This window comes from Pontibacter ummariensis (assembly GCF_900188175.1).
Classification (GTDB): domain Bacteria; phylum Bacteroidota; class Bacteroidia; order Cytophagales; family Hymenobacteraceae; genus Pontibacter; species Pontibacter ummariensis.
The window spans coordinates 97,801-118,586 of sequence record NZ_FZOQ01000003.1; the positions used below are offsets into that span (position 1 = coordinate 97,801).

General features: G+C 49.7%; 18 protein-coding genes. 7 read left to right on the forward strand and 11 right to left on the reverse strand.

The genetic code is table 11. The annotated features are described in order from the left end of the window. Positions 1–100 precede the first annotated feature (100 nt). Entirely contained in the window at positions 101–3,121 is a 3,021-nt protein-coding gene (locus CHB92_RS04445) for an AsmA family protein (protein WP_089317980.1), read from the forward strand. Between the two features lie 201 nt (positions 3,122–3,322). Here CHB92_RS04445 and CHB92_RS04450 read toward each other — a convergent pair whose 3' ends face one another. From CHB92_RS04450 to CHB92_RS04460, 3 genes are read right to left on the reverse strand one after another with little or no spacing between them, the layout of a single operon-like run. Continuing rightward, entirely contained in the window at positions 3,323–3,799 is a 477-nt protein-coding gene (locus CHB92_RS04450) for a DinB family protein (protein ID WP_089317981.1), read from the reverse strand. A 1-nt stretch (position 3,800) separates the two neighbouring features. Next, positions 3,801–4,190, reverse strand: a complete 390-nt coding sequence (locus CHB92_RS04455; RefSeq protein WP_245842280.1) for a DUF6970 domain-containing protein — start codon at positions 4,188–4,190, stop codon at positions 3,801–3,803. A gap of 54 nt (positions 4,191–4,244) precedes the next feature. Continuing rightward, complete coding sequence (locus CHB92_RS04460) at positions 4,245–4,625, reverse strand: diacylglycerol kinase family protein (protein WP_089317982.1); 381 nt, start codon at positions 4,623–4,625, stop codon at positions 4,245–4,247. A 140-nt stretch (positions 4,626–4,765) separates the two neighbouring features. On the opposite strand from CHB92_RS04460, the gene msrA reads away from it, so the two are divergent. Both msrA and CHB92_RS04470 read left to right on the forward strand, forming a co-directional pair. Continuing rightward, positions 4,766–5,449: a peptide-methionine (S)-S-oxide reductase MsrA gene (msrA, locus tag CHB92_RS04465; RefSeq protein ID WP_089317983.1), complete on the forward strand. Its 684-nt coding sequence runs from the start codon at positions 4,766–4,768 to the stop codon at positions 5,447–5,449. Between the two features lie 137 nt (positions 5,450–5,586). Next, the gene (locus CHB92_RS04470; protein ID WP_089317984.1) at positions 5,587–6,513 is read left to right on the forward strand and encodes a hypothetical protein; all 927 of its coding nucleotides are present in this window, start codon (positions 5,587–5,589) and stop codon (positions 6,511–6,513) included. A gap of 3 nt (positions 6,514–6,516) precedes the next feature. On the opposite strand, the gene CHB92_RS04475 is transcribed toward CHB92_RS04470, so the two are convergent. From CHB92_RS04475 to CHB92_RS04485, 3 genes are all read right to left on the reverse strand, one after another. After that, positions 6,517–6,831 carry a peptide-methionine (R)-S-oxide reductase gene (locus CHB92_RS04475; protein WP_089317985.1) on the reverse strand — a complete coding sequence of 105 codons (315 nt, stop codon included), beginning with the start codon at positions 6,829–6,831 and terminating at the stop codon, positions 6,517–6,519. Between the two features lie 44 nt (positions 6,832–6,875). Continuing rightward, a complete protein-coding gene (locus CHB92_RS04480; RefSeq protein WP_089317986.1) occupies positions 6,876–7,274 on the reverse strand; it encodes a methionine-R-sulfoxide reductase in 399 nt (132 codons plus the stop codon). Positions 7,275–7,497: 223 nt separating this feature from the next. Beyond that, positions 7,498–8,274 (reverse strand): SDR family NAD(P)-dependent oxidoreductase, encoded by a 777-nt coding sequence (locus tag CHB92_RS04485; protein ID WP_089317987.1) that lies wholly within the window; start codon positions 8,272–8,274, stop codon positions 7,498–7,500. Positions 8,275–8,832: 558 nt separating this feature from the next. Here CHB92_RS04485 and CHB92_RS04490 point away from each other — a divergent pair. Next, positions 8,833–9,144, forward strand: coding sequence for a hypothetical protein (locus tag CHB92_RS04490; protein ID WP_245842281.1), 312 nt, complete (start codon positions 8,833–8,835; stop codon positions 9,142–9,144). 234 nt (positions 9,145–9,378) lie between these two features. Next, entirely contained in the window at positions 9,379–10,986 is a 1,608-nt protein-coding gene (locus CHB92_RS04495) for a S8 family serine peptidase (protein ID WP_089317989.1), read from the forward strand. A gap of 111 nt (positions 10,987–11,097) precedes the next feature. Here CHB92_RS04495 and rlmF read toward each other — a convergent pair whose 3' ends face one another. The 5 genes from rlmF to CHB92_RS04520 form a co-directional block, all read right to left on the reverse strand. Then, positions 11,098–12,063 (reverse strand): 23S rRNA (adenine(1618)-N(6))-methyltransferase RlmF, encoded by a 966-nt coding sequence (gene rlmF / locus CHB92_RS04500; protein ID WP_089317990.1) that lies wholly within the window; start codon positions 12,061–12,063, stop codon positions 11,098–11,100. A gap of 209 nt (positions 12,064–12,272) precedes the next feature. Further along, a complete protein-coding gene (locus CHB92_RS04505; protein ID WP_089317991.1) occupies positions 12,273–13,094 on the reverse strand; it encodes a TIR domain-containing protein in 822 nt (273 codons plus the stop codon). Positions 13,095–13,234: 140 nt separating this feature from the next. Continuing rightward, positions 13,235–14,632, reverse strand: coding sequence for a class II fumarate hydratase (gene fumC, locus CHB92_RS04510; RefSeq protein ID WP_089317992.1), 1,398 nt, complete (start codon positions 14,630–14,632; stop codon positions 13,235–13,237). Positions 14,633–14,735: 103 nt separating this feature from the next. Then, positions 14,736–15,452 carry a hypothetical protein gene (locus CHB92_RS04515; RefSeq protein ID WP_089317993.1) on the reverse strand — a complete coding sequence of 239 codons (717 nt, stop codon included), beginning with the start codon at positions 15,450–15,452 and terminating at the stop codon, positions 14,736–14,738. 25 nt (positions 15,453–15,477) lie between these two features. Further along, positions 15,478–15,960 (reverse strand): Mpo1 family 2-hydroxy fatty acid dioxygenase, encoded by a 483-nt coding sequence (locus CHB92_RS04520; RefSeq protein ID WP_089317994.1) that lies wholly within the window; start codon positions 15,958–15,960, stop codon positions 15,478–15,480. Positions 15,961–16,221: 261 nt separating this feature from the next. Here CHB92_RS04520 and CHB92_RS04525 point away from each other — a divergent pair, with 261 nt between their 5' ends. Both CHB92_RS04525 and radA read left to right on the forward strand, forming a co-directional pair. Then, positions 16,222–19,167, forward strand: a complete 2,946-nt coding sequence (locus CHB92_RS04525) for a CHASE domain-containing protein (RefSeq protein ID WP_089317995.1) — start codon at positions 16,222–16,224, stop codon at positions 19,165–19,167. A 146-nt stretch (positions 19,168–19,313) separates the two neighbouring features. Then, positions 19,314–20,693 (forward strand): DNA repair protein RadA, encoded by a 1,380-nt coding sequence (gene radA / locus CHB92_RS04530; RefSeq protein WP_089317996.1) that lies wholly within the window; start codon positions 19,314–19,316, stop codon positions 20,691–20,693. Positions 20,694–20,786: the final 93 nt, after the last annotated feature.

Below are 20,786 nucleotides of genomic sequence, written 5' to 3' on the forward strand. Positions count from 1 at the left end.
AGAGTCTCTAAAAAAATATTTAGCATGGTTTTAGCTATAAAACATATAGATTCGCTTCTATGTCGAGCTAACCTGTTGAACCTATCAGTACCCGATACATATGAAAAAAGTAGCAATTGGCTTTTTTATCTTTTTGGCCCTGCTTGTTGCCATAGCAGCCATTGTGCCGGTTCTTTTCAAAGATAAAATCAAGCTGGCCCTCGATAAAGAGATTGCCAAGAATATTAACGCGGAGGTGTTGTATGAAACCGGCGATGTAAGTCTGTCGCTTCTACGTGACTTTCCGAACCTCTCCTTGGGGGTAGACAATTTGGCCGTGATCGGAAAAGATTCCTTCCAGACCGATACGCTGGCCGTTATCCCCTCCTTCCGTATGGGCTTGAACCTGGCCAGTGTTATTGCAGGCGATGAGCTGAAAATAAACTCGATCGTCCTGAACGAGCCGGTTATACGGCTTTTGGTGCTGGAGAGCGGTAAAGCCAACTGGGACATTCTGATAGAGGACACCACTGCCGTTACAGAGGCAGATACGACTGGTGCCGATTTTAATATGGCCATTAAGCATTGGGAGGTGAACGACGGCACCATTTTTTATGAGGACAGGAGTATTCCGTTTGGCTTCGTGGGCTATAACGTGGACCATAGCGGAAGCGGTGACTTTGAGCAAAATGTGTTCGATATGGTGTCGGAGACAACGGCAGAGCGTTTTGCGGTTACCTACGATGGGGTGAATTACCTGGAGAATGCGAGACTAGCTGCAGCGGTAACCATGGAGATGAACCTGGACGAAGGGCTCTATACCTTCAAAGACAATAACATACGCATCAATGAGTTTCCGTTTAGGTTCGACGGTACTATCCTGATGCCGGACGAAGCGATAGATTTCGACCTAACCTTTAGTGCCTTAGAAACTGATTTCCGAAACGTGCTGTCGGTTGTACCCGGCATGTACAGCGAAGAGTTTGCAAGCATTACCACAGAAGGTAAGCTAAGCTTTGAGGGGTATCTGAAAGGCCGTATGATTGATACCCTGATGCCGGGGTATGGGGTAGACCTGAAAATAGTGGACGGGATGTTTAAGTACCCTGAACTGCCGGAGGCGGCCCGCAATATTAACGTGGACATGAGTGTGGCAAGTGCTGACGGAACACCGGCGAACACGAATGTTGCCATCAGGGAATTCCACATGGAGCTAGGTAAGAACCCGGTAGATGCCCAGGTGGTGATCGAGGGCCTGGAGACGATGAAAGTGGCGGGTAACGTGCAGGCGAAGATTAACCTGGCCGAGATGACGCAGGTGTTTTCGGTAGAGGGTATGACACTGCGCGGTCTCTTGCGCGTAGATGCCGAAGCAAAAGGCGTTTACAGCGAGACCTCCATGCCTGTTATTGAGGCCGATCTTAATCTTACGGACGGTTACGTAAAATCGGAGGAGTTCCCGGCCCCTATCCAAAACCTGAACATGCTGGCCACGGTGGTGAACACGACCGGCAACACCGACGATACCCGTGTCGACATAAAGCGCTTTAACATGCAGCTCGACGGGGAACCCCTGGAAGGACGTGCCTTGATTGTGGGAGTAGACAAGCCCGCTTTCGATTTTAAAGTGGATGGTGTCTTAGACCTGACCAAACTGACGAAGATCTTCCCCTTAGAGAACACTACTTTGGCGGGCGTGATCAAAGCGAACGTAGCCGCAAAAGGTAAGTTGAGCGACATAGAGGCTGAGAAATACCAGAACATACAGGCAAACGGTACTGTGGCGGTAAACGACCTGAAGTACGTGAGCGAGGATTTGCCGAATGGCCTGCGCATAGACAAGGCCGCCGCAACCTTTAACAGTGACCGTGTTCAGGTGCAGAGCCTGAGTGGTTACCTGGGCAAAAGCGATATCCGGGCTACGGGTACTGTCTCAAATTATCTGGGCTATGCCTTGGCAGACGACCAGCCTTTGCGCGGCGAGTTTAACATCAGCTCTAACCGGTTTGACGTGAACGAGTGGATGGTGGACGATGAAGGAGCCCCTGCCGATGCCTCTACCGAAGGTGTGGTGGAAGTGCCGGAAAACCTGGACGTCACCTTGAACATAGATGCCAAAGAGGTAGTGTACACGGACCTGAAGCTAAATAATGTGACCGGCCAAGTTTTGGTGAAGGATAAAATTGCCAGGTTGAATAAGGTAGGCTTTAATACCTTGGGTGGTACGTTTGCTGCCAGTGGTACTTATAACACGCAAGACCTGCAGCGTCCGCTCTTCGATATGAAGCTGGATGTGCAGAACCTGGGCTTTAAGGAGGCGTTCAACTCCTTTAACACGGTAAAGGCCTTCGCGCCAATCGCCGGTGTGCTGGAGGGTAAGTTCTCCACTAACTTCGCTTTTGCGGGGGAGCTTGGACAGGACATGGTGCCGGTGTTCCAGACCCTGGATGGCACCGGTGTGATAAAAGTACTGCGCGCAGCTGTGCGTGACGTACCGCTGGTAAATAAGATAAGCAGCCTGACCAACTTCGAAGAGTTACGCAGTTTTGTGGTAGAGAACAGGATCATCGATGCGGAGATCGTAGATGGCAAGCTAGTGGTGAAGCCTTTTGAAATGAACGTAGGCAACATCGACATGACAGTGGGTGGTAGCACGAGTGCGGATGGCGGACTGGATTATGTGACGGCGCTGAACGTGCCGGCCGGTAAAGTTGGTAAAGCCGTTACGTCGCGTCTTGCCGGTATCTTGGGCAGAGAAGACATGACGGAAATGGAGCGGGTAACCCTGAAGCTAAGCGTTGGAGGTACCTATACCGATCCGAAAGTAGGGCTGGTAGGAGGATCCGTGAAAGAGAAGGCCACAGACTTTGTGCGTGATGCGGTTGAGAATAAGCTGGATGACGCCCGCCAGCAGGTAGACCAGCGTAAGCAGCAGCTGCAGGATAGCCTGCAAGCTGAGCTGAACCGGAGAAAGCAGGAGGCTGAGCAAAAGGCACTGGAAGCTTTGGAGAAGAAACGCCAGGAGGCCGCGCAGCAGGTAAAGAAAGAAGCTGCTGACAGAGTGGGAGGCTTTCTGAAGCAAATTGTTAAACCGGCTCCGGCGACCAAGCCAGACACCGCGAAGACAGGTACGAACCAGTAAGCCTTTTGGATAAAAGACTTCTAGACAAAGGATGACTAACAAAAGAAAAGGAGCTCCTCACGTGGAAGGGCTCCTTTTCTTTTGTTAATCTATGTAATCTCAGATGAGACAGTCAAGACAACTGCGTTGGCCTAAGTATGAGCTTCCTTTTTATCTTTCTTCTTTTGTCCTTCATTCTTCGTCTAGCAGTTCTCTATCCTCCTAGTACACTTGCCCCATTAGCTCACGCACGTAGGTCACATAATCGGTGTTGGGTGGGGTGTGGCCGTTTTTGCGCAGGTCAGTGGCTACCTGTGCACGGTGGTAGGTAGCGTGGTTAAAGGCATGGGTCAGGATGTCTAGTACGCGGGTGCTGTACTTGTTGCCCTGGCTGTTAGTGTAATCGATCAGGCGGTTAAACTCTGTTTCATCCGCTTGCTGCACCAGCTCTGCAATGCGGTAAGAAGCGAAGGCGTGCAGCTTTTTCAGCTCTTCCAGGTTGTGCTCCTGCCATACTTTTACAGGGCTCTCAGTGCCGGTAATACGGGCAATCCAGATGGCCTGCGCATTCAGGGCATGGCTGAACAGGCGAAGGGAATTAGCAGGTACCTCTGGCAAGCTGCTGAACACGTCTAACATCGTTTTGTTAGCCCAGATGTTGTATTCCGATAGGTTTTTAAGTACGTCGTTTCCTGTCATTTTATTTTTGTTCTCGTTTATCTTCCCAAACTAAAGTTTCGTTTTGGCGCTGCTCCACAAAATCAGGGCAGCGGCCGTCTCCCCTACCTGTAAAGCCTCCGTCCGGCTCGCACAGGACCTTGCCCGCTGCGTCGAAGAGTTTACCCGGTACATCGCAGCAGCGGCCCGTGAGGTAATACACTTCCTGCCCTTTGTACGTGTAGCGGTAAATTTTGGCAGGTGGGTTTGCTGACCGCTCCTGTTCTAACTCCTGAACCAGGCTGCTAAGCCAGGGACTGCTTTTCGTGTCCATGCTTTCTGATGCCTGAGGAGGTGTATCCGGTTGGCAACCTGCCAAGAGTAGGAGCAAAGCGCCTGCTGCCCAAAAGTACTTTGTTTTTAAGGCTATCATGGCGGTTTAAAATTTTGTGCTAAGGTACTAAACCCTCCCCTCTAAAAGAAGCTCCTAAAAGTACAGCTTTACGAAAGCAAGCAGGTAAGGTAAAAAAATGATGGCGCCAATGACGGCAGCCGTAACGGAAGCTGCCAATACAGCCCCCGCAGCCAGATCCTTTGTTTTACCTGCCAGCTGGTGCCACTCCGGAGACACCAGGTTCGTAAGTGTTTCGAGTGCCGTGTTCATGATCTCAGCTGTAAAGACCAGCCCGATGCTCCCCAGCAGCAGGCACCACTCTATTTTTGTGACGCCACATAAAAAACCCGCCACTACCACGCCAACAGTTGACAGGGCGTGCAGGCGCATGTGCGGCTCTGACCGTATGGCTGAATTCAAGCCCCGGAAGGCAAATTTAAAGCTGTTGTAGCGTTTCTTGAAGTAAGTGCGCAAAGCAGGTGCGTATAGTACAAAAGGCTTATACTTGGCTAAGATAAATGAGTTAAGGGAAAGAGTACAGCCTTCTGCCGGTTCTTTATGACCTAGGGGCTTATCAGTTCGTAAAAGAAGCCAGTAAAGAACACCTGTAGCCCATGCCTGAGTCTTATGCAAACAAACCTCCTGTTGATCTTACAGTACCTGCTCAACTAGAGACAGCCACCTTCTCTATGGGATGCTTCTGGAGTCCCGACGCCCTCTTCGGCAGTGTGGAGGGTGTGGTACGTACGCGTGTAGGCTATGCAGGCGGCTCTACATTAAGCCCTACTTACTGGCGTCTGGCAGATCATGTTGAAACAGTACAGCTGGACTATGACCCTGACAAAATAACTTACCAGGACCTGCTGCAGCTTTTCTTCTCCAACCACAAGCCAACCCGGGAGCCCTGGAAGCGGCAGTATGCTTCAGCCATTTTCTACCATAATCAGGAACAGGAAAGACTGAGCCAGGAGGCGAAAGAGATGCTGGAGGCACAGCTTGGGCAGAAGGTCTATACCGAACGATCGCTTTACAAGGCTTTTTACCTGGCAGAGGATCGCCATCAGAAGTACAAACTGCAGCGGCAACCAACATTATGGGAGGAGTTTCGGGCGATGTATCCTGAGATGGTGGAACTTGTGAATTCCACAGCTGCTGCCCGTGTGAATGCTTACCTCTATGGCTACGGCAGCAGGGAAAAACTGGAAGAGGAAGTCGCTTGTTTTGGTCTCTCCCCTGCCGGTCAGAAACTCTTGCTTGAAAAGGCCCGCGCCCCAAAAGAAATAAGCTGCGGGCGGTAAAGCTATACTACCTTGTCTCCTAGTCTATCATCCACTTCAACAATCAATTATAAGAATAGTTTGCTTTATAACTATAAAATTAGTTAATTGATATAAGCTTAAAGGTGAGCTGCTTACGGTATCTTTAAAACAAGCCTATGAAAACACCGTTCTACCCTTCTCTTCTGTTGCTGCTTGGTCTACTTTCCTGTACTCCGGATATCTATAAAAGGCCTGTAACGATAGATCAGCTAGAATTCTCTAACACGGCAGGAGAAAAATATGAGGAGCAGTTCCAGCGCGTAAACGGCTGGTTTTTGCAGAAAATAAAAGGGCTTGAGGAGGAAAAGCAGATCTTCCGGATTGATACCACTGCCAAAAAACGCTACCGCAAGTATAACCACACCTTAGTAGCCTCTTTAGAGCCTTTGGAGATAAGCGAAGAGCCAGGCGTATACTACCAACTATACCTGCGGCCAAACAGTGGGACCGGCAAGATCAAAGGGGGCGTGCAAGCGGACATGTACAATGAGCTAAAGCTTTTCTCTCCAGAGAAGCTCTTCCTGCAGCACAAGCAGCAATACTACACAGACAGTATCGTGACCGGTCCTTTTAACCGGTTGGTACCTGTGCAGGAGTTATATGCCCCTGTTAACATGGCGGAGCCAGGCATTATCAGCTTTTCTGTAGATAGGATCAGCTTCCCGAAAGGCTTTAAGAAGCGCCAGAAGGAAAGCATCATCCGGATCGTAAACAACTCAATTGTGTTGATGCAGCAACGAAGTGCCGGCAAAGACCCGAAAAAAGCCATGGTCTTTAACTACTATCCCAACTACAGCATGAAAACAGGTAAAAAACCTTCTTCCTATGCTGTGAACCTAAACGTTACGGATGATCCGGTTACTGATAAGATCACAGTACACATCAGCAGCCCAGGGTACACGCCCGACAAGTGGCAAAGCACAGAAGCTACCTTCAATAGAAAGGACTTTTTGGCAGGACATGATTATGAAGCTAACCAAAGGCTCGGCTTTCTGGCTCCCGGATTCCTTAGCAGGCTATACTATACCAAGAAAAAGGGTTAAACTTCAGGTGCCGGCTTCGGCTTTTATCGCATCCGCGTTAATACAATAGCGCACATGTGTAGGTGTTCGGGCGTCATCAAAGAGATGCCCTAAGTGCTGCTTGCAATGGTTGCAGAGCAACTGAATACGGTCTCGGCCATAGGTATCCAGCGGGTTATGCTGCACGTTCTCCCCTACCTGTGACCAGAAACTTGGGAAGCCGGAGCCTACCTCAAATTTCTTACTGGCCTCGAATAAAGTAGTACCGCAGCGGGAGCAAACATAAAAGCCTTCTTGCTGCTCTTGCTTGGAGGGATCTATTTTCTGATTGCGGACCATGTCAAAATTAAAACAGCTGCCTGTTCGCAGCTGCTTGTTCTATATTACTGTTTCTCCAGTTCTTCTATCGGCACAAACTTCATGGAGAGGGAGTTTACACAGTGGCGAATATTTTTTGGTGTCAGGTACTCTCCCTCAAACACGTGGCCCAGGTGCCCTCCGCAGTTGGCACACACGATCTCGGTACGACGGCCATCCGGGTCCGGAACCCGCTTTACAGCGCCTGTTATCTCATCATCAAAGCTAGGCCAGCCACAGTGCGACTCAAACTTGTACTCAGAGGTATAAAGCGGATTATTGCAGCGGCGGCACAGGTACACACCCTCCGCCTTATTGTGTTCGTACTCGCCTGTACCCGGGTACTCTGTGCCCTTATGCACAATAATGCGGGCTTCTTCCGGGGTTAGTTTATTATATTCTGATGGGTCTTTTGCTACTTTCATAGGTTTTCGTTTTGCTCTTTTGTAGGTGTACTTGTATAAACAAACAACGCGCCGAAAGGGTTTGGATGTCAGTATGTCTTGTAGTTTACTTTACATGGGCTTGGTGCGCTTACAGGAGCGACAGCGGCCTAAGCAACGGGAGCTTTGGGACTAACCTCTTTTTTACTTTTCTGTTAATTGCTCCTGGCACAGTTTCAGAATCAGTCCGGGAACCTTGCTTCTGCTAAGCCCCCTGCCCTACAAATTGGGAAAGGCCACCGTCCATAAAATAAGTAGAGCCGGTAACATAGTCGGCATCCGGGGAGGCCAGGAAAACCGCTACTTTGGCAATCTCTTCCGGTTTACCGGCCCGTTTCATCGGAATGTGCTGCTCACTCTTCTCACGTTTCGCTTTATCTTCCAGGGCCTCCTGGTTCATAGGGGTCAGGATCATGCCGGGGGCAATGTTGTTCACCGTGATGCCTTCTTCGGCCAGTTCCAGGGCCAGAGTACGGGCCAGGTTGCGAACACCTGCCTTCGAGGCACAATAATCTGCTGTGCCAGCCGACACAATCTCTTCGTGTACAGAAGATACGTTGATGATTTTGCCCTGCCCACCTTTTTGTTGACGGTGCCGGATAAAAGCGCGGGAGCAAAAGAAGGTGCCGTACAGGTTGGTGCGAATTGTCCTGTCGAAAGTCTCCGTGCTCATATCGGCTACATAAATGCCCGAGCCGTTCACGGCGGCGTTGTTCACGAGTATGTCTAAAGCACCAAACTCTTTAGTTGCCTGCTCAAACAGTTGCGCTACTTCCTGCTCCTGGCTAATGTCTACCTGCACTGTTATGCCTTTCCTGTTCTGCTGCTGCCCCCCTTTAAGGGTATCTTCAGCTCCTTTCTTGTCTGTGTGATAACAGATCACCACGTCTGCCCCTTCTTGCGCGAACGCTATGGCCGTGGCTTGCCCAATACCTGAGTCCGATCCTGTTATCAGGGCTACTTTTCCTGTTAGTCTCTGCATTGTTTACTGCTTAAAGGCCTGTTAAAGCATACTACCGGTTCTACCTGATTGTTTTACAACGCAACCTCTTTAATCGGTACTCCTTGGTTACACTTCTACAGTAGATGAGTGGCTATCTGGTAAGCAGTGTCCTTTTCGCTGCACAGGGCTTTACCTGCTGTGCTTGCTGTTGCCTTAGAGGTAGGTCGGTTCTCCCTACCCTTTCATAGAAAAGTTAGAATATAGTGGAAATTTATTCCCTTTTCACTTGGCTGCGTTCACACTAAAAAATCTGACTATAAGAAACTTAGGTGGGTTTAGGAAGAACATGATTGAAGAGAAGTCGTTCCAAGCAAAATAAGTCTTCTGTGCGGCGTTGGTAAGTTGAATAGGCATCTGACGAAGAAACAGAACCTCTCTTTAATTGGATTTACAGCTTAAACATTAAACCCTATGAAAATGCAGTATTTATCCTTCTTTAGAAGCTTATTCGGTGCCAAGGAACAGCCCTCAGGAGCCGGAAAGCCAAAGCGAGTAATTATTACTTCTTCTTCTCAGCCAGAGGTTTTGCACAAGAGAATGCGTGAAAAAGAAATGTCGCATGGCGAAACAGTAAAGGCAGACTTATCTCCGGTGCGCTTGGAAAGAAGCTACGGTAAAATGGTGATGTACTTCTGCCCCATGAAGTCTATTGAAGTGTTAGAAACCCTAAGTCCGGGAGACGGTGGTAGTATCCCTGCCCTGGCCAAAGTAGAAGGACTGACGATACCGAAAGATTTTAAACCTGGGCTTTACAAGCTGAAAAATGTAACGGTAACGTCGAACGGAACCATGCAGGTAAAAGCAACCGAACAAACTACCTGGGAAGTTGCCGAAGTAGAGTGGGTATAAAAGACCAGGGATTTCTTAATTAAAAGCGGACAAAGCTATTTTCGAAACAGATAGCTTTCTAAAAAGGACGGTTCAGGCTGCGACAAGACAGCCCGGAGCCGTCCTTTTTAGATGTTATTGCTTTTCTTCCTAACCTTATTGGGGTAATGGCGGTTTGTAGCAAGGCAGCCAGAATGGAACTGGCACAGTAATAGCTTAGTTAACTTGCTAGAATTTAATCACACCCCATATAGCATGAAGAAATTAACTGCTGCCTTGGCACTAGCCCTTTCCACGGGCGTTGCGCTTGGCCAGAATGTACAGCAGGTGCCACAAAACTGGCACTTACTAGATCAGCAGACGGACGGCGTTTACGGAATCAGCATAGAGAAAGCTTACCAGGAGCTGTTGCAAAACAAGCAGCCAGACACCGTCTTAGTCGCTGTTATTGACTCAGGCATTGATACCTTGCACGAAGACCTGACCCCTGTTCTATGGCGGAACCGGCTGGAAGCCGCAGGCGGATCCTTAGATCCGGACAGGAATGGCTATGCCGGAGACATCTACGGATGGAATTTTCTGGGAGCAGATGACCCGAGCAAAAATGTAACAAAGGATTCTTACGAAAGCGAGCGGGTTTACTTTAAGTACAAAGACAAGTTTGCCGGTGTAACTTCCGAAAAGCAGGTAAAAAAGAAGGACCGCGAACTTTACAAGGTCTGGCTGAAAAGCAAGGAGCACGCTACGAAGGTGTCAGAGGCAGGCAAAGAGGTGGACATGATGTATAGCCTGCTGGAGGTGCTGCCGCGTGTGGATGGTTTCTTTAAAATGCTTCTAAGAAAAGACACCTACACAGCACAGGACCTGGATTCTCTGAAAATAGACGACCCAAGAGTAGCACAAGGGAAAAAGCTGTATGGTATGGTCTTCGAGCGGGTTACGCCGGGTGCTACCAACAAACAGCTTCCGGAGCTGTTGCAGCAATATGCTGATAGCCTGAAAGCAAATTTAAAAGCACCTGAAACGCCGCCGGTAGATTACCGTGGCCTGGTAGTGGAGGATGACTACAATAACATCAACGACCGCTACTACGGCAACAATAACCTGATGGCCGGTAACCCGAAGCATGGAACCCATGTGGCTGGTATTATTGGAGCTGCCCGAAACAACAACTTAGGGATAGACGGAGTGGCCGATGCCGTTAAGATCATGATGATCAGGGCGGTGCCTGATGGCGATGAGCATGACAAAGATATAGCCATGGCTATCCGCTACGCGGTAGATAATGGTGCTAAGATCATCAACATGAGCTTCGGCAAATCGTTTTCTCCGGAAAGAGAGTGGGTCGAAGATGCGATCAAATATGCAGAGGCACATGACGTGCTGATCGTGCGGGCAGCAGGGAATGATAACACGAACATAGATGAGGTACCTTATTTCCCGAACCCTATTTCTCTGAAAGACAAAACCAAAGCGCCCAATGTGATTACAGTTGGCGCCACAGGCCCTATGCAGCGTAGCCTAATTGCTCCGTTCTCTAACTATGGCAAAGGCATCGTAGACGTTTTTGCACCCGGAGTTAATATCTACTCTACCATTCCGGGAGGCAATGCGTATGGCTCGTCTAGTGGAACAAGTATGGCCTCGCCGGTAGTTACCGGGCTGGCAGCCGTGATCAAAGCTTATTACCCTCATTTGTCAGCTATCCAAATAAAGAATATTATCGAGGCTTCTGTAACGAAAATAGATGAGCCGGTTATCAATCCTGGAACTGGTGAGAAAGTGGCTATTTCAGAGCTTGCCCGCACAGGCGGCATCGTCAACGCCTATAAGGCGCTAAAACTGGCAGACACGATCCAGTAGATCATACCTGGAACAGATAAACAAGAAAAGCAGCTCTCGGTAGGGCTGCTTTTCTTGTTTATGCTGTAAGTACGAAGTCAAGTACCAGTAAGGCAGTGTCTGCTATCCCCTTTATTGCCACTTCGTTTCTGCCCATCTTTTCTGTTGTTCCTGGCTTAGGAACGTCCAGGCAACGAGGCGGCTTGTTTTGTTCCCCTGGCCCATCGGGATTGTCTTCACTTCAAAAGCGCTCACCTGCTTTAGGGCATGATAAATACTGCTGAGGTTGGCCTGCTTTGAGACCAGGCTGGTAAACCAAAAGCAGGAAGTGGCGAATTGCTTGCTCTGGTCAACCATGTCCGTCACGAACTTTTTCTCTCCTCCTTCGCACCACAGCTCTCCCTTTTGGCCACCGAAGTTCAGGGTTGGCTTTTTTACCTTCTGCTGTTTCAGGTTCGTTAGCTTACGGATTGTCCCGGCCTGTGCTTCTGCCAAAGAAGCATGAAAGGGCGGGTTACACACTGTCAGGTCGATCCGTTCCTCTTTACGGATGATACCCAAGAAGATATTCTGTGGGTTCTTTTGTAGGCGTAGTTCTACCTTCTCTTTTAAGGCAGGGTTAGCCTCGACTATCTTGTTTGATGAGGCGATGGAAACAGGGTCGATATCAGCCGCGATAAAGGACCAGCCATATTCCTGGATGCCGATGATAGGATACACGCAGCTTGCCCCTACCCCAACGTCCAGGCACGTTATCTTGTTACCCGTCGGGATCTTTCCGCGATTCGTGTGGGCCAATAGATCAGCTGTGTGATGTATATAATCGGCCCTGCCAGGTATGGGCGGGCACAAAAAGCCTGGAGGGATATCCCAATCCTTAATTCCGTAAAAGTGCACCAGCAAGGCTTTGTTCAGCATCTTTACTGCTTTGGGGTCAAAGAAGTCAACCGATGCATCCTGGTAGGCATTCAGCTTCACGAAAGGCTCTAAACCCGGACAGCTCTTTATAAGCTGTGAGAAATCATAGCGCGTGCGGTGCCTGTTACGTGGGTGTAAATTGGACTTTTCTTCCGGATGTGATTTCTTTTTTTGAGCCATACAACCTAAGACCTTAAACTCTTAGTAGCCAATTACTGGCTACCAAACGTGGTTAGCGGCACAAATATAAGCATAAGCTTCCCAATGGAAGGTTAAACAAAAAGCAGCCCCAGGAGCTGCTTTTCCTCTTGTTGGCGCTAACTTATAGCTGTGCTAACTTTCCATGATATAAAAAGAGTACGAGCTATAAGTTAGCTCTAGCGGGAGAATTAAAATGGGAGGTCATTATCTTCTGATGTAGGTTCGTATAAGCTATATAGTTTTTGCTCATTCCTGAGAATAATCTCCAAACCATTTTGAGAGATTTTGTAAGCATAATAGTCCCATCCATTATGATCTACATCATTTTCCTTTTCTAGATAACCTAGCCTCTCAAGCTTTATAGATGAAACATCGACCTTTGGTGTTTTATTGTTTAGAACATTTTTTATCTCCCATAAAGCCAAACCACTTGGTGAGCTAGTTGCTGTGGACATCAATGCGGCTAAAACACGAAAATCAATATCTGTTAAGTCTTCATCTCGTACCTGTAAGTTTGAAACAGTAGAAGTATAAGTTCCCGCACCTCTAATTAGGCCTAATCTGTCTACCTCTTTTTTGATTAAAGTACAAGCATAGTTCAATGCAGAAGTAATGTCTCCATCTGATCGGTTTGGCTCATAGTCCGCAGTTGTTACTCCAAGTAAATCTGTAGGAAAATGTAGATCAACACCTCTAGGTTTAACTATAAAACATCTTTGCTTTCCGATGGTGCCAATAAATAAGCCTAGCTCGAAGATTACATTATCTCTAACTACTTTCTCTTCATTGTCTCTTATTGTTGCTAAATCATCAGGAGAGAAAATAAAAACTGAGAAATCAACGGATAACGCTTTTTCAGTTAAGGAGTCAATTGTATTATTTGCTAATCTGAATGTGCCGTTTCTCCAAATCGTGACTTCACATGAATGATCTAAATTCTCATTAATAGCATCTGCTATAATTAAGCTTTCTGCTGAGCATCCAATAAATAACCTTGGCTTTCTTTCCATCAGTTCATCATTCTCTTTTTTAAGAATAAATATAGTAAATACTACATCAATATGCGCTAAATAAAAAAGCAGCCCCCAACCGGAGCTGCTTTTCCTTTGTCTATTATACAGGCAAAAGCCTGTGTTAAAAATCTAGCGTCTTACTTCTTTAAACTGCCGATCATGTCCTCTGGGCGCACCCACTCGTCGAACTGCTCGTTGGTAAGCAGACCAAGGTCGAGGGCTGCCTGGCGAAGGGTTGTTCCTTCTTTGTGGGCCTTCTTCGCGATTTTAGCAGCATTATCGTATCCGATGTGTGGGTTCAAGGCTGTTACCAGCATCAGGGAGTTCTCCAAGTTGTGTTTGATGCGCTCTCTGTTTGGCTCGATACCCACAGCACAGTGCTTGTCAAAAGAGTCACAGGCGTCACCGATCAGCTGGGCGCTCATCAGCAGGTTGTAGATCATCACCGGCTTAAACACGTTCAACTCGAAGTGGCCGTTCATACCACCCACCGAAATAGCCACGTCATTACCAACTACCTGGGCGCAAACCATGGTCATGGCCTCTGCCTGAGTAGGGTTTACCTTGCCTGGCATGATAGAAGAACCTGGCTCGTTCTCGGGGATTGTAATCTCCGCGATACCAGAGCGTGGGCCAGAGGCCAGCAAACGGATATCGTTGGCAATCTTCATCAGGCTTACCGCCAACTGCTTCAGGGCACCGGAGGTTTCTACAATAGCGTCGTGTGCGGCAAGGGCCTCAAACTTGTTAGGAGCCGTACGGAAGTCATGGCCAGCGAATTTAGAGATCTTCTCAGCCACCAGCTCGGCATAGCCTTCCGGTGTGTTCAGGCCTGTTCCTACCGCAGAGCCACCCAGCGCCAGGTCTTTCAGGTGATCGAGTGTGTTCTCCAGGGCACGCATGCCATAGTCCAGTTGCTTCACGTAACCGGAGAGCTCCTGGCCCAGGGTTAGCGGTGTTGCGTCCATCAGGTGTGTACGGCCGATCTTCACTACGTCCATAAAGGCCTCCGACTTGCCGTGCAGCGTGTCGCGCAGTTTTTTGATCAATGGCAGCGTGTGCTCTACCACTTTTTTGTAAGCGGCGATGTGCATCGCTGTCGGGAAAGTATCGTTTGAAGACTGCGACTTGTTTACGTCGTCGTTTGGGTGAACTTTCTTTTTCTCGTCTGTTAGCTCGCCGCCCAGCAGTACATGCGCACGGTTAGCCACCACCTCATTCACGTTCATGTTAGACTGCGTACCAGAGCCTGTCTGCCACACTACCAGTGGGAACTGATCGTTCAGCTTGCCGGCCAGGATTTCGTCGCACACCTGGCTGATGATGTCTGCCTTGTCCTGTGCCAACACACCTAGTTCGGCGTTCGCCTGCGCCGCTGACTTCTTCAGGATAGCGAAGGCCTCGATGATCTCCTGCGGCATACGCTGTCCGCCGATGGTAAAGTTCTCTTTTGAACGCTGTGTCTGCGCGCCCCAGTATTTGTCTGCAGGCACCTCGATCGGGCCCATGGTATCTTTCTCTACACGAACTTGCATATAGTTTTATCTATTGGTTTAAGGATTAAGTGTCTATGGCAAAACTACAAAAAGTTTTACTAGTGTTCTAGGCGTACAGGTGCCTGCCTCCGGACAAGGAAACCTAGTATATTACCCTGGTGCCCGAATGCTCAGCCATCAAGGCGATCATCTCCAGGTGCACAGGCTTTAGGTAGGCCGTGTTAATGTTAGTCTGGTCGTTGAAAGATACCAGGTACTCCCCTTCCTTGCCAAGGAAGTGAATGCTCTGGATCTCGCTAAGGTCATACGAGCGTTGCTCCAGCAATAGGTTCGTTATTTCCAGCGTATCCTCATTAACCGTTACATGCCAGCGTAAGGCGTACCAGGCTACCAGTCCGGAGATAGTCAGCATCAGGAGAATCAGTAGGTTGTAGGCCCTGTTCGATTTGTGCCCCTCTACCTGGCGCATGTAATTTTTGTACATGTCGTAGTCCTCGGTTAACAGGATGCGCTGTAGCAGGCGGAGCGGTAGTACGGCAAGGGTAAGCCCCAGCAAAAGGCCGGGCGCAAAAAGGGCTCTGAAATTAGGCGTGAGCACGTACATGTACTCTTTGGAGGCATGAATCATGCTGGACACTAAAGCCAGCATCCCGGCACAGAACACGGATAGCAAACAGGCAAAGATGAAGTAAATGATCGTTAGCTTTAGCTCTTGCTTCTGTATGTACTTTATTTCGTCGGCTGTCATGGCTGCTAAGTTCCGACCCGGTGAAAGTTTTCGCAAAGCAAAGCGAACAACAGGCAGTAACACGGCAACCGCAAAAAAGGCAATAAGTAAACTCTTTAAGATTTCCAGCATGGGGGTAAACTTTGAAAGCGCAAAGTTAATACGGGATACCCAATTTCCGATAGATAAAGCCTAGTAACCAGGCCGGCCCGATGAGCAGGAACTGCAGGTCCTTAAAGAACGAAGGTTTCTTGCCCTCCACCTTATGTCCATAGAACTGCCCGATCCAGGCCAGTACGAAGATCACGAGGCAAATAAGCCACAGGGGCGCTTCCGCAGTGGCATCCACCGCCCGCACCCCTAGCAGTACCAGTGTGCAAACCACAGCCATGCCCAGAAACATCAGAAACGACAGTCGCAGGTAGAACAGCAAACCTAGCAGGACGACCACCGTGCCAAAATGCGCGTAAGGCTGCAACTGTGGCGGGAAGGGTTCTTTTAAAGCGCCACTGGGGATGCTTGCCAGCAGGCCGACGATACTAAAAAAGATCAGAGGCACGCAAATCCAATGAATAAGCTTGTTCGTATGGTTCTGGTGGCTTTGGCCATACTCATCGAACCACTGTTGCATTGTTCTCATAGTGTTGTCCTCCTTCTCAGGCTTTTAACTAATTGCTGCTATTGGTCTTGTAACGGAAAGTACACAATCGGGCTTATAGATGCAATGAAAAAGAGGCCCTTCTGCGGCTGGTTCGGAACAGTACAACTGTCTCAGAATCGGCTGTTTCCTTTGGGCTTGGGCACTTTTTGCTTATATTTGACTAGTACCAAAATTGTACGTTGAGTGTCAGGTGCGCCAGAATAGCTGGTATTGTAAACATTCAGCGAAAAACGAAAGTCTATGAAATTCGCAAGGCTGGCTCTCTTTGTCAGGGATTACTTTGTTGCGGTCTTCTCCTTTCTGCTCATCTTCCTGCTCACGCTTTTTATTTACTCCGAAACAAAGAAAAAGGCAGAGGAACGCAGCGAAAGGTTGTTTGTGCTGCGTGCAGAACAGGCAACAGAGGCGATAGAGAAGCGCATGCGCGACTATATCCAGGTACTGTCCGGCGCCAAAGCGCTCTTTATAGCCACCGATACCGTGGAGCGGCAGGCATGGCAGGCCTATTATAAGTCTCTGAACCTGGAGCAGAATTACCCCGGCATTCTGGGGCTTGGCTATGCGCACGTGATTTATCCGCAGGAGTTGGAGGCCCATGAAGAGCGGATCCGCAGGGAGGGCTTTTCGGATTACAGGGTTTACCCGGAGGGGAAGCGCCCTGTTTACACGTCTATTGTTTTTCTGGAGCCTTTCTCCGGTAGCAACCTGCGGGCCTTTGGCTTTGACATGTTCAGTGAGCCTGTGCGCCAGTCCGCTATGCGCATTGCCCGCGACACAAAGCAGCCGGCCTTGTCGGGCAAGGTGCGGCTGGTGCAGGAAATGGGACATGACGAGCAGGCAGGTTTCCTGATCTACCTGCCCGTATACAAAGACAACGCCAGCCCCGAGTCCATTTTAGAGCGACAGACACTGATAGAAGGTTACGTGTACAGCCCTTTCCGGGCGAAAGACCTGATGACCTCTATCCTGGACAATAACTTTGATGATATAGACCTAGAGGTGTATGATGATCCTGACCTAAGTGAGGCGTCTGTTCTCTACAGCTCTGACTCTACCCTTTTCTATCATACCCCTAGTGACAGGCGGTTCAGCAAACTCAGCACGATCAGCATCGGGAACCATACCTGGCGCATCTACTTAACTGCCGAGCCGGATTTTGGCAGGTCTGCCGACACGGAGCTCCCTTACTTTATCCTGCTGGGTGGCTGTATCATGAGCCTGCTCATGTTCTTTATTATCTGGTCGCTGTCGAACAGCCGTCGGGTTAACCGACTGAAGCAGACGATTACAGACAACGCGACAGGAGCGCTTTTTATCATCGATGCCAAAGGCTACTGCACCTTTATGAACCCTGCCGCAGAGGAGATGACGGGCTATACCTTCGAAGAGATACAGGAGAAGCCCCTGCACGACCTGATCCATTACAAACACCCGGATGGCTCTCCTTTCCCTATGGCAGACTGCCCGATCGGGAAGGCACTGATGGCAAAAGAGCCGTTGCAGGGCCAGGAGGACGTTTTCGTGCGGAAAGATGGCTCTTTCTTTAACGTTTCCTGTGCTGTACAGCCTATTATAGAGAACGGGCAGGTAGGATATACTATTATCGAAGTACGGGACATAACAGATGAGAAGCGGGCACAGGAGGCCATCATAGAAAGCGAAGCACGCTTCAGAACGATGGCGGATAACGCCCCGGTCATGATTTGGGTGGGTGACTCTTGGGGGGAGTTTATCTATGTGAACAAGCAGTGGGTCGACTTTACAGGGATATCTTTTGAAGAGAGTATTAGCTTGGGATGGCGGCAAGTACTGGAGGAAAGCACTGCCGCCCAATATGCCGATGTATTTAAAAAAGCATCGGAAGAGGCAGGCTCCTTTAAGATGGAGATGCGTATGCGCCGGCACGATGGACAGATCTGCTGGGTGATGAACACGGCGATGCCTCGCTATGGCGTGAATGGAGAGTTTTTGGGGCACATCGGCTCTATCATCGATATCACCGAGATAAAAGAGGCCGAGCGTAAGGTGAAGCAAAATGCTGAGCTGATTCAGAAGTTGTTCCTGGAGGTACCGGCAGTGGTAGCCCTGGTGCGAGCCCCGGATTACCAGTATGTGTTGGCTAACCCGCAGTACCGCAAGTTGTACGGCAACCGGTCTTTTGTGGGCAAGAGTATCTATGAGGCCCACTCCGAGAAAGAAGGCCGTGGCTTCTTTAAACGCATGGAGCAGGTGTTCCGCACGGGCAAACCCTTTGTGGGCAACGAGATGCCCTCCACCATTAACCGCAACGGCATGAAGGCAGGGCAACAGGTGCAGGCGTATTTTAACCTGGTGTACCAGCCCCTGATCGACGGGCAGGGGAACGTAGAGGCGGTTCTGATTTTTGCCGTAGAGGTGACAGAGCTGGTAAACGCGCGCAAAGAGCTGATCACGATAAACAAAGAGCTGAGCGACAAAAACGCCGAGCTGTTACGCACAAACAATGACCTGGACAGTTTTGTGTACACCGCCTCTCACGACCTAAAGTCCCCCATTGCCAACATGGAAGGCCTTGCCTCGCTCCTACGCGATATATTGCAGGGCAAGCTGGAGCAGGAGGACATGCAGATACTGGACATGGTGCAGCAGGCCGTCAACAAGCTGAAAAGCACGATCGCCGACCTAGCAGAGATCACCAAGGTACAGAAAGAGCTGCAAGTCTCGGTAGAGCCCCTCTCCTTCGATGCCATGCTGCAGGACATTAAAGCCGACATCAACAGCATTGTGGCGGAGTCCGGTGCCAGTATTACAGCAGACCTTCAGGTGCAGAATATCCTGTACACACGAAAGAACCTGCGTAGTATTATTTATAACCTGGTGTCCAATGCCATTAAGTATAAGTCGCCGGAGCGCCAGCCGGTGGTACACATCCGTACGCGGCAGGAGGGCGAGTACATCGTACTGGAAGTACAGGACAACGGCCTGGGCATTAAGAAAGAGCAGCAGCACAAGCTGTTTACCATGTTTAAGCGCCTGCATAACCACGTGGATGGCACAGGTATTGGGCTCTACATCGTGAAGCGCATCATCGAGAACAATGGCGGCCGCATAGAGGTGGAAAGCGAACTGGGCGAGGGCACTACTTTCCGCGTTTATTTCAAGCAGGAGCCTGTTCCAGCCCCTGCCATTCAAGGCTATGGCAGCTGAAGGCCCTCCTGTAAAAACCGCTTCTTTTTAATTTCTTCTATCCTAAAAATAATAGCATAAGTTGATCGATATGTGTCTTATTTTTGTTTTATAGAGCTGTGCCAGCCACAGCTTAAACAACCAGAATAAGAGAATAAAACGAATTAATGGCAAAAATAAAGACATCCTACTTCTGCCAGAACTGTGGTGCCCAGTCTGCTAAATGGATTGGCAAATGCCCGGCTTGCGGCGAGTGGAATACGTATGTAGAAGAGGTAGTACAGCGCGAGGAGGTAACGCCTACCACGGCCTGGAAAGTAGGCAGCAGCACCGCACAGGTGTCTAATAAACCCAAACCTATCGCCGATATCAGCTATCAGGAACAGCAACGCATTATCACGCAGGACCAGGAACTGAACCGGGTGCTGGGCGGCGGCATTGTGCCGGGCTCTATGGTGCTGATCGGGGGGGAGCCGGGCATTGGTAAGTCGACCCTGATGCTGCAGATTGCCCTGAGCCTGCGAAGCCTGAAGGTGTTGTACGTGAGCGGAGAGGAAAGCGAGCAGCAGATAAAAATGCGCGCCGAGCGCCTCACGGCCCAAACCTCCGACTGCTTTATTCTGACAGAGACGGGCACACAAAATATCTTTAAGCAGGTGGAGCAGATACGGCCGCAGGTACTGATCATCGACTCGATCCAGACCTTGCACTCCTCTTTTATTGAGGCCGGGGCGGGCAGTGTGAGCCAGGTTCGGGAGTGCACGGCAGAGTTACTCAAGTTTGCGAAAGAGAGCGGTACGCCTGTTTTCCTGATCGGCCATATTACAAAAGAGGGCAACCTGGCAGGACCAAAGATACTGGAGCACATGGTAGACACGGTGCTGACCTTCGAGGGCGACCGCCACATGACTTACCGCATCCTGCGCACGACCAAAAACCGTTTCGGCTCTACCTCAGAGCTGGGTATTTACGAGATGCTGGGCTCCGGCCTGCGGGAGGTCAGCAACCCTTCGGAGATCCTGATCTCGCAACGGGAGGATGCCTTTAGCGGTATTTCCATTGGCGGTACCCTGGAGGGTAACCGGCCCCTGCTGATCGAGGTGCAGAGCCTCGTCTCCCCTGCCACCTACGGTACGCCCCAACGCACCAGCACTGGTTTTGATGCCAAGCGCCTGAACATGTTGCTGGCCGTGCTGGAGAAGCGCGGAGGCTATCGCCTTGGGGCGCAGGACGTATTCCTGAATATAGCAGGAGGCCTGAAGGTAGAAGACCCTGCCCTGGACCTGGCCGTATGTGCCTCTATCCTGTCTTCTTTTGAAGACATGCCGATACCGAGCACTGCTTGCTTTGCTGCCGAGGTGGGCCTGGGGGGGGAGGTACGGGCCGTGAACCGGGTAGAAAACCGCATCAGCGAAGCCGAGAAGCTGGGCTTTAAGGATATTTACATCTCTAAGTACAATAAGAAGGGCGTAGACTTCAGCAAGTTCTCCATTAACATTCATCCTTTCGGAAGACTGGAGGAAGTGTTTAGCAGCCTGTTTGGGTAAACTGTCTGGGCTTTGCTAAGCCCGTAGTCACTCCTGTAAGAGAAGCCGTCTGGTATACGAAAAGCGCCGGGCGGCTTTTTTATGCCTACTGAT

Excerpts from the sequence above, each read along its gene's own strand:
- CHB92_RS04475 (WP_089317985.1), bottom strand. The coding sequence starts at position 6,831 with ATGGTCCGCAATCAGAAAATAGATCCCTCCAAGCAAGAGCAGCAAGAA.
- CHB92_RS04515 (WP_089317993.1), bottom strand. The coding sequence starts at position 15,452 with ATGCTGGAAATCTTAAAGAGTTTACTTATTGCCTTTTTTGCGGTTGCC.
- CHB92_RS04485 (WP_089317987.1), bottom strand. The coding sequence starts at position 8,274 with ATGCAGAGACTAACAGGAAAAGTAGCCCTGATAACAGGATCGGACTCA.
- rlmF (WP_089317990.1), bottom strand. The coding sequence starts at position 12,063 with ATGGCTCAAAAAAAGAAATCACATCCGGAAGAAAAGTCCAATTTACAC.
- CHB92_RS04480 (WP_089317986.1), bottom strand. The coding sequence starts at position 7,274 with ATGAAAGTAGCAAAAGACCCATCAGAATATAATAAACTAACCCCGGAA.
- fumC (WP_089317992.1), bottom strand. The coding sequence starts at position 14,632 with ATGCAAGTTCGTGTAGAGAAAGATACCATGGGCCCGATCGAGGTGCCT.
- radA (WP_089317996.1), top strand. The coding sequence starts at position 19,314 with ATGGCAAAAATAAAGACATCCTACTTCTGCCAGAACTGTGGTGCCCAG.
- CHB92_RS04470 (WP_089317984.1), top strand. The coding sequence starts at position 5,587 with ATGAAAACACCGTTCTACCCTTCTCTTCTGTTGCTGCTTGGTCTACTT.
- CHB92_RS04495 (WP_089317989.1), top strand. The coding sequence starts at position 9,379 with ATGAAGAAATTAACTGCTGCCTTGGCACTAGCCCTTTCCACGGGCGTT.
- CHB92_RS04445 (WP_089317980.1), top strand. The coding sequence starts at position 101 with ATGAAAAAAGTAGCAATTGGCTTTTTTATCTTTTTGGCCCTGCTTGTT.
- CHB92_RS04455 (WP_245842280.1), bottom strand. The coding sequence starts at position 4,190 with ATGATAGCCTTAAAAACAAAGTACTTTTGGGCAGCAGGCGCTTTGCTC.
- CHB92_RS04490 (WP_245842281.1), top strand. The coding sequence starts at position 8,833 with ATGCGTGAAAAAGAAATGTCGCATGGCGAAACAGTAAAGGCAGACTTA.
- msrA (WP_089317983.1), top strand. The coding sequence starts at position 4,766 with ATGCCTGAGTCTTATGCAAACAAACCTCCTGTTGATCTTACAGTACCT.
- CHB92_RS04525 (WP_089317995.1), top strand. The coding sequence starts at position 16,222 with ATGAAATTCGCAAGGCTGGCTCTCTTTGTCAGGGATTACTTTGTTGCG.
- CHB92_RS04505 (WP_089317991.1), bottom strand. The coding sequence starts at position 13,094 with ATGGAAAGAAAGCCAAGGTTATTTATTGGATGCTCAGCAGAAAGCTTA.
- CHB92_RS04520 (WP_089317994.1), bottom strand. The coding sequence starts at position 15,960 with ATGAGAACAATGCAACAGTGGTTCGATGAGTATGGCCAAAGCCACCAG.
- CHB92_RS04450 (WP_089317981.1), bottom strand. The coding sequence starts at position 3,799 with ATGACAGGAAACGACGTACTTAAAAACCTATCGGAATACAACATCTGG.